This is a genomic window from Paenibacillus sp. PAMC21692 (assembly GCF_014303795.1).
GTDB classification, from domain to species: Bacteria; Bacillota; Bacilli; order Paenibacillales; family Paenibacillaceae; genus Pristimantibacillus; species Pristimantibacillus agaridevorans.
Window position 1 is genome coordinate 1053653 of the sequence record NZ_CP060293.1, and the last position, 16603, is coordinate 1070255.

Consider the following 16603-nt stretch of genomic DNA (forward strand, 5'->3'; position numbering starts at 1 on the left):
AACATCGGGGAGTGTTATTAATTCATGTATATAAGAATAAAACGATTAGGCGATATCGTACTATCGTTAATAGGTCTTATACTATTATCACCATTACTTCTCATACTAGTAATTGCAATAAAGCTGGAATCCAAAGGGCCTGTTTTATTCAAACAGAAACGAGTTGGAAAAGGTAAGTCTCATTTCTACATTTTGAAGTTCCGCACAATGAGAATCGACACGCCGAGGGATACGCCTACACATTTGTTGCAGAACCCGGATCAATACATTACCAAGGTAGGCGGATTTCTGCGGAAAACTAGTTTGGACGAGCTACCACAAATCATAAACATACTTGTCGGCCACATGAGCATTATCGGCCCAAGGCCGGCATTGTGGAATCAATATGATCTTATCGAACAAAGAGAAAAGTATGGTGCCAATGATGTTTTGCCTGGATTAACTGGGTTGGCTCAAATAAATGGTAGGGATGAGTTGCCAGTCGATGTAAAGGCCAAACTTGATGGACAGTACATTCAAGGCATTGGCTTTTCCCTAGATGTCAAATGTTTTTTTGGAACATTGATTAGCGTTGTTAAAAGAGATGGTGTTATAGAGGGTGGAACAGGTAACCTATCAAGTAAAAGGGCTGACAAATATTTGCAGAACTGAGGATTATATATGCTAATAGAAAACATGTTAGTATCAATCATAACACCAGCCTATAACTGCGAAAAATATATTTCTATGACTATAGAGAGTGTTCTCGAACAAACATATACAAATTGGGAAATGATAATTGTCAATGATAGATCAACGGATAGCACAGAAAATATAATATTAGATTATGTCAAGAAAGATAATAGGATAAAATTAATTAACCTTGAAGAAAACTCTGGAGCGGCTGTTGCAAGAAATACAGCTCTATCAAATGCAAAGGGAAGATTTATTGCATTTTTAGACTCAGATGATATGTGGAAAAAGGAAAAACTCAAGATACAACTCGATTATATGATGAAAAATAACTTTGGTTTTACATTCACATCATATGAATACTTATTAGACGAGAATAATTCTAACACTAAGGTGTTTTATGTCCCTAATACCCTCGATTATAGTCAAGCACTTAAGAATACAGTGATCGGTTGCTTGACTGTTGTAATAGATAAAAATATTATTGGAGAATTTAGAATGCCTCTTGTTAGAAGGGGGCAGGATAATTTGACATGGCTGATGATATTGAAGACAGGCCATTTAGCATATGGATTAAATAAAAATCTGGCAGATTACAGGTTAGTAAATGGGTCTTTATCAAACAGCAAATTCAAAGCATTAAAGAGACAATGGAATAACTATAGAAATGTAGTTAAGTTACCTATACATCATTGTCTTTATTACTATTTGTGTTATGTAATTAATAATGTAAAAAAGTATTACTTTAGCAAATGACAGATAAGTTTTAATGATCTATTTTTTTGATAAAAGGATGATTGAGATGAAGATAGTAAAATTTAAGGGCGGATTAGGAAATCAATTATTTCAATATGCATATATGAGAGCGTTAGAACTGAAGTATGATTGCAAAGACGTTATTGCAGATCTTTCCATTTATGAACATACTAAGGGTGATCGTATCCGTGTTCCACGAATTGAAAAACTAAATGTCAAAATAAGTAAGGCTCAAAAAAGTGATATAAATAAAGTCTGCTATTTCACACATGCGGGAAATACTTTGGGATTGCAATACAAAAGTAAAATTTTGTTAGAAACGATTTTTAATTCTAAGTACTACTTTGAATTTGATAGAAGTTATAGAGAGATAACGAAAATTATTAATCATAGTTATTTTGATGGGTACTGGCAATCATGGAGATACTTAATTGACATCGAAGAAAAATTAAGAGAGGAAATCACTCCGAAATTCAACTTAAGCAATAAGACTGTGGAATTTATAAAGAAAATCAAAAATGAAAATGCAGTTTTCTTAGGTGTGAGAAGAGGAGATTATATCGAAATACCTAAGAATAGAAAACATTATGGTGAGTTTACAGAAGATTATTATATAGAGGCGATTAATTATATAAGAGAACGAGTTGATAACCCGGTTTTTTATATTTTTTCTAATGATATAAACTGGGTTAAGAAAAATATGAATTTTGATTGTGACGTAGTATACCGTGAGGACGATGAACAAATAAGTGATGTTGAAGAACTTTTTATCATGGGCGCGTGTAAGCATGCCATAATCGTAAATAGTACATTTTATTGGTGGGGAGCTTGGTTGATAAATAACCGAGATAAAATTGTAGTATCACCTAAACAATGGTTTGCGGACGATAAGCCTATAGATATTGTTCCGGATAATTGGGTTAAAATATAATTTGGAATAAAAAGATATTTATAGGTGGTGTTGGTGCAATGAAGAAGAGATTACATTTATTTATGATAGATCCACAATCTTCGGGAACCATGGGGTCGTATGATTATAATTTACTGAATAACATTGGATTAAGTAATATAACGCTTTATGGAAACGCGGAATTCGAGTTTAAGTACGAGAAGACGGAGTTTAAATATAAGTCTGTATTTAATTACAAAAAAAAAATCCTTCCATTAAAAATAGTTAGTTATATCTTTTCACTCATAAAAATTTTTATAGAAATCATCATTAAAAAGCCCAATATAGTGCATTATCAATGGTTTAGAGTTCCTGGAATTGATTTTCTATTTATATGGCTAATAAAAAAAATGAAAAAAAACATCAGATTAGTATTTACTGCACATAATGTATTACCTCATGATAGTGGTATGAAGTTCTACAAAAACTATAAAAGAATTTATCATGAAGTCGATGCTATCATTGTTCATACAAAAGATACATTCAATGATATAAAAGAGATGTTTAATATTGACTCAAATAAAATAAACATAATACCACATGGTATTTCACAGCTTAAGATTAATCAAAGTTTGTATTATGAGAAGGTTAAAGTATTAAGGAAAGAACATAGTTTAGATAATAAGCTGGTATTCGGTTTTTTGGGTAACGTTTCCAAATATAAGGGGATTGATCTTTTATTAGAGATCTGGAAAGAAAGCAACTTACTTAATAAAAATGAAAAGATAAAGTTGCTTATTGCAGGAAAACCAGCTATTTTTAACAAAAGTTTATTGGATAACACTTCCAATACAAGCTTAAATGTTTGTACAGATTTAAGAGAGTTATCTAATGAAGAGTTTCAGGCTTATCTTTCATTGACTGATGTGCTTATCTTACCATATATATCTATATCTCAGAGTGGTGTACTACTTTCTGCAATTTATGAAGGAAAACCAGTAATAGCAACAAAGGTGGGCGGACTAAAAGATCCATTTCGATATCATAATATGGGTTGGCAGTTTGAGATAAATAATAATGAACAATTAAAAGGTATTATTGAAGCTATTGCACAGCAGCCTAGTTTAGTATTGGAAAAGAAGGATGATGAATCAATGTGGAATGATTTAAGAAGGATTTATTCTTGGGAGGATATAGGAATGGAGACGAGCAAAGTATATAACAAATTACTTGAGTAATTTAATAATTATATAGACATTTATATTAGCAGAGGGAGGGTAGTGGGATGGTAGTATCTGTAATTATACCAACGTTTGATCGACCTAACACTTTGCTGTGTGTGATTGATTCTTATATAGATCAAGAATATGTTGGTGAGTTAATTATTATTGATGATGGCAGTAGTAAAAGTTATACCGAGACGATCGAATATATTGAAGAGCGACTAGCTGGAACACAGATAATATTTAACTATTATAAAAATCAAAAAAATCATGGGGCCGCATACTGTAGGAATTTAGGTGTTGAACTAGCAAAGTATGATTATATATTGTGGGGAGAGGATGACGCTTTTCTATCAAGTAATTACTTAAGTGTATTACTTCCAAAGGCTAACGATGATGTTATTGTATTTGGAAGCATATATTATGGAATTACTCCTTGGATGGAAGAAGATCAACTTATACAAAAAAAGAAAGAACAACAATTATCACCTAAATCGATTTTTGACTATGATCGATTCGAAGGGTACTATAGAAAACTCTCTAACAATGATATCGAGGTCCCGTTTGGACATGCTCTAATTCTAGTTCCTAAAAAAGCTTATAGTTCTATCAAATACTATGAAAACTATAAAGTTAATGGCTACAGGGAAGAGTCAGATGCACAAGTTCAGATGGTCAAAAATGGAAATAAAATATTTTATACTTCTGACACCGAGTGTTATCACCTTCCGGGCTTGGCTATTGAGAAAGGTGGGCAACATAAGAAAAATAGACTCATACAGGAAGTGTTTACAATAATTAATACCGGGTTATTTTATAAAAGGCACTTAATCTTTTTTAACAAACGTTACAATGTTAGCAAATCTGTGAGTATCATGACTTTTTTATATGTAAAGCGAAAATTAAATGAATATAATTTGAAGTTAATAAATAAAATAAAAAGGAAGTTTCGTATATTATGAAGATTTTATTTATAACTTTTGAGAGTCCTGGGAACTTTTCTGGTGGTGGAATAGTAGTAAGGCAATCCTTATTATCACTTGCAAAAAAGTTTGAAATAGATTATATAGGCCCGGAAATACAAGACAAAGAAATCCGAATGAGTGTTAATCCGATTGTGATATTAACTAATGAGAGCAACAAAATTTTAAAAGGGTTGAGTCTGATTAAAGGCATCACTACAGGAATGTACAATAGTTGGTCCAGGCAGGTAAATAAGATTAACTGGGATAATTACAGGTTTGTTTATCTAGAATTCACCAGATATGACTTTGTTGCAAATCTAGCAAAAGAAAATAAAAAAAAACTTATTGTAAGAGTTCATAATGTCGAAACGGATTATTTTTTTAACATCATGAAAAGAAAACGTACATTAGTCTCTTGGTTTAAATATAGACTCATTCAAAAGCAAGAACCCAAATGCATTTCACAGGCAGATACTATAATATGCCTTACAGAACAAGATAAAAATAGACTACTTGAGTTATATCCAAATTGTCTAAAAAAAGGTAATGTAGAAATTGTACCAGTTTGTATAGATGATCCTATACATAGTTTTAGCACTACACGATTAGATAGCTTGTCTGACAATAAAGAAAAGATTATTTTGATTACTGGATCGATGTGGTATGGACCAAATGTAGATGGCGTAATCTGGTTTATTCATCACGTTTGGCCACATATTCATTTAAATTTTAAGCTAATATTAGCAGGTTCAAGGCCGAATGAACAATTAAAAAAAATGGTTCAATCACATAACAATATCGAACTAATAACTAATCCAGTTGATATGAAACCACTATTTAATAAAGCAGATTTATATGTTGCCCCTATATTTACAGGTGCAGGTATGAAAGTAAAGATAGCCGAAGCCTTGGCATTTGGGTTATCCATAATTGGGACTTCTCACGCATTCATTGGTTATAATTTGGAACATGGCATAAATGGATTTAGAGCCGATAGCCCAGAGGAATTTAGGCAATATATTTTGAAATACTTGGAGATGGATGCAAGAGAAAAAAAGAAATTATCTTTAAAATCTCGCCGCCTTTTCGAAAGAAGTCATGCTTTGAACAAAAGCGAAGAACAGATTATAGAATTATTAAAAGAATAGAGGGCTATACTTGTTATCGTATGAGAATATTAAATTATGGATACTGTATCTGGTAATAGTAGTTGTCACATTATTGCCAGCTTCAATAAATACAAACATTTCGTATATTATTGGAAATAACCACTATAGATTAAACGTTATTATTGTTTCAGTAATATTTATGATGATACTAGTTAAAAAAACAGCAAAATATATCTCACATTACAGAGAAATATCGCTTAATAAATACGAAATTTTGTATGTGTTTTTTTTGTTTTATGCGCTTATATTTGGATTAATCAATAGTTTTGATAGTGTTAATCGACTAAGTAGTGTAATAAGTACATTTCTTATTATTTCCATTCCCTTTTTGTTATATAAATTGATTCTAAGCATACGATCGAAAAGTAAATCAGTTGTTAATTTTTTTATTCTTATTGGTAATTTGGTATCATCTCAAGTTGTATTTTTTTCTTTGTTTTTTTATCAACTAGCACCGCGAATGGGGTGGGACATTAGTTCTTATACTAATGCAGAGTTTGTTCGGGTAAGTACGACAGTGGGAAGCGCTACAGTAACTGGTTTGTTTCTATTTTTTATATTTGTAATTAGTTTATTACAAAGTAGAGAAAGCAATGGTTATTACTATAAGTTTTCAATGTACTATACTTGCATCGCAATATTATTGACATCAACAAGATCTGCAATACTGCTCCTGTTAATGTTTCTTGTCCTAGTTAATGTTAGAAATTTTAAAGAGAATATAGGAAAATGGATTAAGGGTCTACTAATATCCATTGCCTTTATTACTATTGTGAATGTTGTCCTGCCAGAAACAACAGATAGAATTTTATCAAGATTCTTAACAGATAGTAGTATTAATAGTAACAATAAGCGAGATGAGCTATTAAGAATAAGTATAGAGAATTTTAAACATAATCCGATTTTAGGTAGTGGCATTGGATTGGGGTACAAGAGACTGGATAATATGTCTCCTACTAACGCGGCTATGGAAAATCCTCATAATCAACACACAGCTTTACTTCTGGAAATGGGATTATTAGGATATATAATTTTTTCTATTTTTATATTTCAACTAATTCAAAGCTTTCGTACTTACTACAATATTGAATATGTTAGATATCTTGTTGTAGCAGTTCTTAGTTTAATATATTTTGGAGGCCTATTCGAAACTTTCTACACTTCAGATATTCGAACATCAATTATAATTTGGGTGGGAATTGCATTGGCTAAAATTAAAATTGATCTAAGAACAGATAAAGAGGTTTAAAACGAAGATGAATTCAAAAGTCGCTAAGAATTATATGTATACCTCCTTATTTCAAATCAGCTTGCTTGTATTGCCGTTCATAACATTGCCGTATATTACAAGAGTTCTGGGCAGCAGTGGAATTGGTATTCATGCATTCACCAACTCTATTGTACAATACTTTATTCTATTTGGATCTATTGGAATATCATTGTATGGAAGTAGGGAGATTGCATATGTTAGAGATGATTTCATAAAGAGAAATAAAGTGTTTTGGAGTATTTTTTACATTAAAACAGTCACTGCGATAACTTCTCTATTAATTTTTATTTTAATAATAATTATAACTTCACCGGAATATAAGAATATTTACTTGATTCAATCGATGTTGATTGTAGGGGTCGCATTCGATGTTTCGTGGTTATATGCAGGCATGGAGGACTTCAAAAAAATTGCTATCAGAAATCTAATAATTAGATTTGTTGCAGTATCCTCTATATTTGTTTTTGTTAAAACACAAAATCAATTAGTGTTATATATATCTATCCTTGTTTGTTCGGAGCTTTTGGGACATGTCATAATGTGGACATCTATACCACAATACATTTCAAAATCAAAAATTGAAATAAAAGATGTTAAATATCATATAAAGCCTATCTTAACTCTTTTTATTTCCCAAATTGCTATCCAAGCATATGTAGTAATGGATAAAACTATATTAGGTTTGCTCTCCACCAAGTCACAAGTTGGAGTATATGATACAGCTATCAAACTAATAAAAATGTCAGTAGGTGTAATAACTTCGCTTGGAACAGTTATGCTACCGAGAATGTCAAATGATTTTAAAAAGGGAAATATGAGTGGAATACTCAGTAATGCTGATAAAAGCTTTCGCTTTCTCACAATGGTTTCGGTTCCAATGTTCTTTGGTATGATTGGCATTGCAAAAGAACTTATTCCCTGGTTATTAAATTCCGAGTTTTCTGAGACGATTGTTTTGTTATACATATTAGGACCTATATATGTATCAATAACTTGGTCAAATGTCATCGGAGTGCAACTAATGATTCCATTAGGTAAGAATGCGAAATACATTTCAAGTGTTGTAATAGGTGCTATAATTAGTGTTTCCTTCAATTTTTTGTTAATTCCACACTATCACGCAGTAGGGGCTGCGGTGGCCACTCTGTTAGCGGAGTTTTCTATTTTTATAGCGCAGCTAATTTTAATGAGATCATTACTTCATTTTAAGATTTTATTTAAGGATATTGGGAAAGTAATAGTATCATCGATAATAATGTTTGTGTGTATAAGAGGAATTGGGAATCTCCTAGGAGTTTCTTATATTACAACTCTGGTTCAAATAATTCTAGGTATATTAATTTACACCTCGTCCAGCCTATTGTTAAAGGTAGAAATCTCAATCATTTTATGGAACAAGATTGGTTTTAATTTAAAGTCCCCCAATAATAAAAGAAGTGACTTATAGATTGTTGAAAGGGGGATGTGGCTTAGAAATGGTATCTATGTACCCTGCTATGGTTTTCATAGATAAATCGTAAAGTTCAAGTGAGAGTAGCTTTTATAAAATTTAACTTAGAATATTATAATCTAATGTGGGCGAGATACTTACCCATATAATTAATAAAATAAATTTATGCGGAGGGTTTATTATGAATAAAGTGGCTTTAATAACTGGTATTACAGGACAAGATGGGTCTTACTTAGCAGAGTTTCTATTAGAGAAAGGTTATACTGTGCATGGATTAAAGAGAAGAAGCTCGTTATTTAATACAGGGAGAATAGACCACATATATAGAGACCCACACGAGAGTGATCTTAAGTTTCATTTACACTATGGCGATTTGACTGATTCAACAAACTTAATAAGAATAATTCAAGAAATTCAGCCTGATGAAATATATAATTTAGCCGCAATGAGTCATGTTCAAGTTAGTTTTGATACTCCAGAATACACCGCTAATGCAGATGGGTTAGGAACTTTGAGAGTACTAGAGGCTGTAAGGTTATTAGGACTAGCTAATAAAACTAAGATTTATCAAGCATCTACATCGGAACTCTACGGATTGGTTCAAGAAGTTCCCCAACGGGAAAACACTCCTTTTTACCCAAGAAGCCCTTATGCTGTAGCAAAGCTATATGCTTATTGGATTACTGTGAACTACAGGGAAGCATATAACATGTTTGCATGTAATGGAATCTTATTTAACCATGAAAGTCCACGAAGAGGGGAAACGTTCGTAACAAGAAAAATAACTAGAGGAGTAGCTGATATTGTTCTTGGCAGGCAAAAAAAATTATTTTTGGGCAATCTAAACGCAAAGCGGGATTGGGGACACGCTAAGGACTATGTAGAGGCTATGTGGTTAATGTTACAACACAACATACCGGAGGATTTTGTCATTGCAACAGGAATTACGACTACTGTTCGGGATTTTGTTAAAATGGCTTTCCTAAAATTGGGGATTGAAATCGAGTTTTTTGGCGAGGGAGTCAATGAAAAAGGGATTATTAAAGCCTGTCATAATAATGAGTATCAACTTAGTAAGAGTGAAGTAGTAGTTGAAGTAGATTCTAGATATTATCGGCCAACAGAAGTAGAACTATTAATTGGCGATTCCACAAAAGCTAGACAGAAACTAAACTGGGAACCTAAGTACACTCTCGATAAATTGGTCGAAGAAATGATACAAAGTGATTTAAACATAGCTAAAGCTGAACATATATTATAATTAAAAATTCACTTTCGTAGTACAACGCTTCGATGAATATACAATTTAAAAAGTCAGCTTATTATCAAAGATTATGCTGAGGAGGGTATATATGAGTTTCTCACTAACAAATAAAAGAATCCTAGTAACTGGTGCCAATGGGTTTTTGGGAAGTCATTTTATTGAAGAGATTAAGAAAGAGCCTATAAAGGAACTGTTAAGTTTTAGCAGTAAGGAATATGATCTCAGGAATGAGGAGAACGTAAAACAGTTATTTTCAAATATAAAAGTAGATGTTGTTATACACATAGCAGCAGATGTGGGTGGAATAGGCTATAGTAGTTCACACCCAGGCATCCAATTCTATAACAACGTAATGATAAATACATTAATTCAGCATTATTCTTTAAAGGCAAAAGTTGAAAAGTTTGTTGGTCTAGGAAGCGTTTGTGAATACCCAGCAGAAACCTTAGTTCCGTTCAAGGAAGAGGATCTATGGAATGGATATCCGGTTGAAACCAATGATGCATACGGTCTAAGCAAAAGAATGTTATTGGCACAGAGCATTGCCTACAAAAAGGAGTTTGGGTTTAATGCAATCCACTTGCTCCCAGTTAATTTATACGGTCCCAAAGATAACTTTGATATAAATAACTCTCATGTAATTCCTGCTTTAATTCGAAAGATCCATCATGCAAAAATAAATAATCTTGATACCGTGGAAGTCTGGGGAACTGGAGAAGAGAGTAGAGAGTTTTTGTATGTAGAAGATGCTGCTAAGGCTTTATTAAAAGCAACTAAATTCTATAACGAAATTGATCCGGTCAATATTGGAACTGGATATGAGACTAAGATAAGAGAAATTGCATCAATTATAGCTAGAATAATAGGCTATAAAGGCAAATTTGCATATAATAATTTAAAGCCAGGTGGACAGAAACGGAGACAACTGGATGTCACCAAAGCTGAAAAATTGTTTAATTTTAAAGCTTCTACGTCCCTAGAAAATGGATTAGAAAATACCGTTGAATATTATACTAACAATATTTATGGTCGTTAGTTCGGGAGCGTACTACGTTCTCACAAGGGGAGAGAAATATGAAACTAATTTTATTATCTGGGGGATCCGGTAAACGCCTGTGGCCATTGTCTAATGATTCTAGGTCTAAGCAGTTTTTAAAGGTTCTTAGAGATGAATCGAATCAATTACAATCAATGGTGCAACGTGTGTATGGACAATTGGAGAGTATAAATTTACATCATTCGACGGTTATTTCTACAAGTAAGTCGCAGGTTGACATGATACAAACACAGCTAAGTCACGATGTGCCCCTAATTATTGAGCCAGAACGGCGCGACACTTTTCCTGCAATTGCTCTAGCAGCGTCCTACTTATATTCTGTTCAGAGAATAGGATTAAGTGAAACCATATGTATTCTACCTGTTGACTCTTATGTAGAAGATGAATTTTTTAATAGGGTTATAGATTTAGAAATTGCACTAAATAATTCCCAAGCGGAGTTGGCGTTATTAGGTGTTAAGCCTACGTTCCCATCTTCAAAGTATGGCTATATAGTTCCTAAGGATTTAACCGAAAAAAATAACTATCTAGAGGTCAGCTACTTTAAAGAGAAACCAGATGAAGCTCTAGCGAAAAAGCTTATTGAGGAAGACGCACTTTGGAATTGTGGCGTATTTGGTGTTAAACTCGGATTCTTGATAAATATATTAAAAGAAAAAAAACTGCCCATTAAGTATGATGAGTTACTGGCTTCATACAAAGACATACCTAAAAACTCATTTGATTATGAGGTTGTCGAGAAGGTTGAGAGGGTAGTGGTTGTAACATATGACGGATACTGGAAGGACCTCGGAACATGGAATACCTTAACGGAGGAAATGGGTATAAATCAGATTGGAAAAGGTATTATTAGTAATGACTCGAACAATACTCATTTAGTAAATGAACTTGATATTCCAATAGTTGTTATGGGGATTAATGATGCGGTAGTTGCTGCAAGTCCTGATGGAATTTTAATTACTGATAAAGCCTCTAGTCCTAAAATAAAGGATTTGATGGATGGATTTGAACAGAGGCTGATGTATGAAGAACGTCGTTGGGGATGGTATAGGGTACTTGACTATACAAGATATGAAAATCAGAACGAGGTCCTGACTCGAAGAGTATGTGTGAAAAAAGGAAAAAACTTAAGTTATCAATTGCATAATAGTAGAAATGAAATATGGACAATTATAAGTGGAAAGGGAGAGTTTGCCTTACAAGATTCAATTCGACCAATAATTGAAGGGGAAACTCTAGTAATTGCCCCAGGCATGAAGCATGCAATCAAGGCTACAACCGATTTAGAATTTATTGAGATTCAATCGGGACCAGAGTTGGTAGAAGAGGATATCATACGTATATGTTTAACATGGGAAGAAGTGAGAGAACGTTGTGAGGTAGAACTCGCAAAGTAGGCATTTCTATGAGAATTTAAACACTGAAGAACGAGACTATTTTAATCCTTTGTGTGTTTTAGAGAATGTTTGAAAGTCACTACTAACTAATCCCTGTAATATTCTTTAGCTTTGGCACGAGAAATGGAGCAAATCACATGCTTAGACTAGCAGTAGCCGGAACAGGTTATGTCGGCCTTGTAGCCGGCGTTTGTTTTGCCGAGATGGGTCACCAGGTGACCTGTGTGGATATTGACGAGAACAAGGTGGCGCTGATGAAGTCGGGCGTATCGCCGATCTATGAGGTCGATCTGGAGCAGCTCATGAGGAAAAATTATGAGGCCGGTAGAATTGACTATACCACCGACTATGTAGCTGCATATAAAGAGGCAGATGCTATATTTATCGGTGTCGGAACACCTGAGCAGCCCGATGGCTCGGCCAACCTGTCCTATATCGCAACGGTGGCGAGACAGATCGCCGAGACGATCGAGAAGGACTGTCTGGTTGTGGTGAAGTCAACGGTGCCCGTCGGGACGAATGACAAGGTTGAGCAGTTCATTCATGACTTCCTCGCCCACGATGTGCGGGTAGAGGTCGCTTCGAACCCGGAGTTCCTGGCGCAAGGCTCGGCTGTTCACGATACGCTCCACGCGGAGCGTATCATTATCGGCACGGAGAGCGAGTGGGCGCAGGAGCTGCTGACGCGTATCTATGAGCCGTTTGGTCTGCCGATCGTCTCCGTCAACCGGAGATCCGCCGAGATGATCAAATATGCAGCCAACGATTTCCTGGCGCTTAAGATCTCATACATGAACGATATCGCCAATCTCTGCGAGCTGGTCGGTGCGGATATCCAGGATGTTGCCAAGGGAATGGGCTTTGATCCGCGGATCGGCAGCAAGTTCTTAAATGCCGGTATCGGCTTCGGCGGCTCTTGTTTCCCCAAGGATACAAAGGCGCTGGATTACTTGGCCCGTCAAAATGGCTACGAGCTCCGGACGGTAAAGTCGGCGATCGACGTCAACAAGGATCAGAAGACAATGCTGTACAAGAAGGCGAGCAAGCGCCTCATTACCTTAAACGGTCTTAAGGTGGCGGTGCTGGGCCTGACGTTTAAGCCGGGTACGGATGATCTCCGTGAAGCGGCATCACTCGAGAATGTTCCCCTCCTGTTGGAGCAAGGAGCGGATATATTTGCCTATGACCCGGTCGGCGCGGCAAGCTTTGCGAGGCTGTACCCGGAAGGACCATGCGCCAGAGGCCATATGTCGTATGCGAGTAGTATCGAAGAGGCGCTGGACGGCGCGAATGTTTGCTTTATTTTAACGGAATGGGGAGAGTTCCGGGCCGTTGCCCCCGAGACTTACCGCAAGCTGATGCGGACGCCGCTCGTTTATGACGGTCGCAACCTGTATGCGGTCGATGACATGAAGGATGCAGGCGTGGAGTATCATTCGATCGGGCGCAAGCCCGCGATCAGAGAAGGAGTGAAGGAGTCGAGGTAGATTGGAAGATCATGCGATAGTTGCAGGGAAGGTCTATCTGGTGACAGGCGCGGCGGGGTTTATCGGTTATTACGTGACCAAGCGGTTGCTTGAGCAAGGGTGTACGGTCGTCGGTCTGGATAATGTGAACGATTATTATGATGTACATCTCAAGCGTGCTCGACTGGCGGAGCTGACGCCGCACAAAGGCTTCGTTTTCGTCGAAGCCAGCATTGCGGATCACACGGCGGTTATGTCGCTGTTCGAGCAGTATAAGCCGGCTGCTGTTGTTCATTTGGCGGCGCAAGCGGGAGTGCGTTACTCCATCGAGAATCCGGATGCTTATATCGAGAGCAATATTACCGGCTTTTTTCACATCTTAGAGGCTTGCAGGCATTTTCCCGTGGAGCATCTGGTGTACGCTTCGTCGAGCTCGGTGTATGGAGCTAATAAGAAGGTACCTTTTGAGGAGACGGACTTCGTCGATCATCCGGTGTCGCTTTATGCGGCGACGAAGAAGTCGAATGAGCTGATGGCGCATACGTACAGCCACCTGTACCGCATACCGGCGACGGGACTGCGATTTTTTACGGTGTACGGACCGATGGGCCGGCCGGATATGGCGTACTTTGGTTTCGCGGATCGTTATTTTGCGGGCAAGCCGATTCATATCTTCAATAACGGGGACTTCGACAACGATCTGTACCGCGACTTCACGTACATCGACGATATCGTGACGGGGATTGAGCGACTCATTGCGCAGCCGCCAATGGATGGCGTTCCTCATCGTGTGTACAACATCGGAAACAACAGTCCGGAGAAGCTGATGACGTTTATCGAGACGCTGGAGAGAGCCTTGAGCAAGGCGACGGGCAGGGAGATCCTCTTCGACAAAATATTCGAACCCCTCAAGCCCGGCGACGTCCCCGCAACTTACGCTTCGACGGATCGGCTGCAGCAGGCGGTGGACTTTAAGCCGGAGACGCCAATCGAGGTAGGGCTGCAGCGCTTCGCGGATTGGTATGTGGGGTATTATGAGGTGAACAAGGCTTAATGTGTAAGACTGATACTAATGAATATGATTAATGGATATCCATCCAGGCCCGCCCACCAGCACCAAAAGAATAAAATCGTCTATTATCAATGACTCCGTTGCTCCTGAGCAACGGAGTTTTATTTGTGCGCCACGCATGGCGACTAATTAGGCGGTGAAAGTCCGCTGTGGGGGTTTGTCGTTACCAACCACCAACCAAGAGCAAGGGTATCCACCGTGAGGTGGAATCTGAAGGAAGCTGCAGGCAAACTTCCGCCCCGAGGAACACAAACATCATCAGGCATAAGAGTCTGAAGACGAGGGGGGCAATAGAATGAGTCTTGTTCGTCAAAATTACAGAAATCATGAATCAAGAAGGGATTTTTTGTTACTTTGTCGAATGGTTCATTATACCTATATTGAATTAGATGAAGGGGAAGTAACTATGGGTAATAAGGATAAGAAAAAAGCTCACAGCGGTCTAATAGACTCAACGATAGGAGCTGCAACATCTGAAAATGTTGAGAGATATGGTAGAGCCGCATCAGAGTATATTAAAGGTTATAAAGGGACGGTTGATGCTAACGGCGATGTGATAAGAAAAGGACTCAAGCAGGTATCTGAATCCAAGGTGCATTCTGATTTTGAGTATCAAAATATAAAGCAACAAGCCGGGTTTTCAGCCGAGATCAATTATGTAGATAAAACAAATGCCGAAAATATTATTAACAAAAGTGAAACTCGTATTCATCGTTCAAATGATATAGGAAGAGGCAATGATCCCCAATTCGACATATTGTCGATTGATGACACTGGCAACCCGTCGTGGGGTGCTCAGATGAAGTTCTGTGGTAAGTTTGGAACCCCTGAGGAAATTAGGATAAGTTCAGAAAACTTAGTGGATAAAATGACGGGTGACAAGTGGGAAAAATACAGGGGGAATGATGTCCTGGTCCCAAAAGAGCAGTTTGAAATTGCCAAAAAGTATGCCGAAGATTCTGCAAAAAGCTTGTCTGAACAAGCTGAGAAGTTTAGAAGTCAAGGTCAATTTGACAAAGCGGCTCTCTTGGAACAGAAGGCGGAAAATTATCGCCAAGTATCTAATGATTTAAAGGACAGTGGTATCACTTCCAAAGAAGCTATATTTCTTCGTGAACATCCGCAACTGGCAACTGCAAAGTATGTTTTAGAGACAGCCCATCGCTCAGGGCTTGAGAATGCCAAGAGTGCGGCAGTAATATCTGCAGCAATATCAACAGCACAAAATATCACCAGTCTCATTAAGGGTGAAAAACGGGCTAGTGAAGCACTTAAGGACGTCGCTCAAGATACCACAGCGGGAGCAGCCACGGCGTATATTATCGGAGCTGGTGATACCGCAATAAGGGGGTTCATGGCAGCAAGTCAGAACAGTGTTTTCGTAAATTTGTCCAAAACCAACATGCCTGCGATGATCGCAACTGCTACAGTCCAAGTTGGAAAATCTCTGATTCGATATGCAAAGGGTGAAATTGATACCCTTGAGCTTGTTGAAGAGTTAGGTGAAAAAGGGACAGGTATGATGGCAGCAAGCTTTGGGGCAGCCGTAGGTACAGCAATATTCCCAGGTGTAGGAACAGTTATTGGGGGTATGGCTGGCTATCTAGCAAGTTCATCGATATATAAAGCATGTATGCAGACTCTACGTGAAGAACGGTTTTCTCTTGAGCGAAGAAATAAAATACACGCAATTGCGAATGCTGCGATTGAGGCAATGGATAAGCAGGGCAAAGAGTTGTTAGAAATGGTAGAGAAATTCTACGCCGAAAGGCAGAAGGTCTTTTCCGAATCCCTTTCTATGATAGAAATTGCAAGTCGAGTTGAAAATATGGAGTTATTCACGCAGGGTCTGAACAAAATAGCGGTAGAAATGGGTGGAACACTGGAATTTAGGAACTTTTCAGAGTTCGACAGTTTTATGTCTGACAAGGCTGCGATATTAGATTTTTAACT

14 protein-coding genes are annotated in these 16603 nt (G+C 37.1%); all 14 read left to right on the forward strand.

What is annotated here, in order from left to right:
* The first annotated feature begins 24 nt into the window (after positions 1-24).
* The 14 genes from H7F31_RS04245 to H7F31_RS04310 all read left to right on the forward strand — a co-directional run bounded on the left by H7F31_RS04245 (position 25) and on the right by H7F31_RS04310 (position 16601).
* Positions 25-651: a sugar transferase gene (locus H7F31_RS04245; RefSeq protein WP_187103164.1), complete on the forward strand. Its 627-nt coding sequence runs from the start codon at positions 25-27 to the stop codon at positions 649-651.
* A gap of 9 nt (positions 652-660) precedes the next feature.
* A complete protein-coding gene (locus tag H7F31_RS04250) occupies positions 661-1428 on the forward strand; it encodes a glycosyltransferase family 2 protein (protein ID WP_187103165.1) in 768 nt (255 codons plus the stop codon).
* A gap of 46 nt (positions 1429-1474) precedes the next feature.
* Positions 1475-2359, forward strand: a complete 885-nt coding sequence (locus tag H7F31_RS04255; protein ID WP_187103166.1) for an alpha-1,2-fucosyltransferase — start codon at positions 1475-1477, stop codon at positions 2357-2359.
* A 38-nt stretch (positions 2360-2397) separates the two neighbouring features.
* On the forward strand, positions 2398-3555 hold the full coding sequence (locus tag H7F31_RS04260) for a glycosyltransferase (RefSeq protein WP_187103167.1): 1158 nt from the start codon (positions 2398-2400) through the stop codon (positions 3553-3555).
* Positions 3556-3602: 47 nt separating this feature from the next.
* Positions 3603-4502 carry a glycosyltransferase family 2 protein gene (locus H7F31_RS04265; RefSeq protein WP_187103168.1) on the forward strand — a complete coding sequence of 300 codons (900 nt, stop codon included), beginning with the start codon at positions 3603-3605 and terminating at the stop codon, positions 4500-4502.
* Positions 4499-5653, forward strand: a complete 1155-nt coding sequence (locus tag H7F31_RS04270; protein WP_187103169.1) for a glycosyltransferase family 4 protein — start codon at positions 4499-4501, stop codon at positions 5651-5653. The genes H7F31_RS04265 and H7F31_RS04270 overlap by 4 nt, the downstream gene beginning before the upstream one ends.
* Positions 5654-5663: 10 nt before the next feature.
* Entirely contained in the window at positions 5664-6923 is a 1260-nt protein-coding gene (locus H7F31_RS04275; RefSeq protein ID WP_187103170.1) for an O-antigen ligase family protein, read from the forward strand.
* Between the two features lie 7 nt (positions 6924-6930).
* Positions 6931-8391 carry a flippase gene (locus tag H7F31_RS04280; RefSeq protein ID WP_187103171.1) on the forward strand — a complete coding sequence of 487 codons (1461 nt, stop codon included), beginning with the start codon at positions 6931-6933 and terminating at the stop codon, positions 8389-8391.
* A 184-nt stretch (positions 8392-8575) separates the two neighbouring features.
* Entirely contained in the window at positions 8576-9655 is a 1080-nt protein-coding gene (gene gmd / locus H7F31_RS04285) for a GDP-mannose 4,6-dehydratase (RefSeq protein WP_187103172.1), read from the forward strand.
* 91 nt (positions 9656-9746) lie between these two features.
* Positions 9747-10694, forward strand: coding sequence for a GDP-L-fucose synthase family protein (locus H7F31_RS04290; protein ID WP_187103173.1), 948 nt, complete (start codon positions 9747-9749; stop codon positions 10692-10694).
* Positions 10695-10732: 38 nt separating this feature from the next.
* Positions 10733-12112 carry a sugar phosphate nucleotidyltransferase gene (locus H7F31_RS04295; protein ID WP_187103174.1) on the forward strand — a complete coding sequence of 460 codons (1380 nt, stop codon included), beginning with the start codon at positions 10733-10735 and terminating at the stop codon, positions 12110-12112.
* 137 nt (positions 12113-12249) lie between these two features.
* The gene (locus tag H7F31_RS04300) at positions 12250-13599 is read left to right on the forward strand and encodes a UDP-glucose dehydrogenase family protein (protein ID WP_187103175.1); all 1350 of its coding nucleotides are present in this window, start codon (positions 12250-12252) and stop codon (positions 13597-13599) included.
* A 1-nt stretch (position 13600) separates the two neighbouring features.
* Positions 13601-14632: an SDR family NAD(P)-dependent oxidoreductase gene (locus tag H7F31_RS04305; RefSeq protein WP_261800296.1), complete on the forward strand. Its 1032-nt coding sequence runs from the start codon at positions 13601-13603 to the stop codon at positions 14630-14632.
* Positions 14633-14945: 313 nt separating this feature from the next.
* Positions 14946-16601, forward strand: a complete 1656-nt coding sequence (locus H7F31_RS04310) for a hypothetical protein (protein ID WP_187103176.1) — start codon at positions 14946-14948, stop codon at positions 16599-16601.
* Positions 16602-16603: the final 2 nt, after the last annotated feature.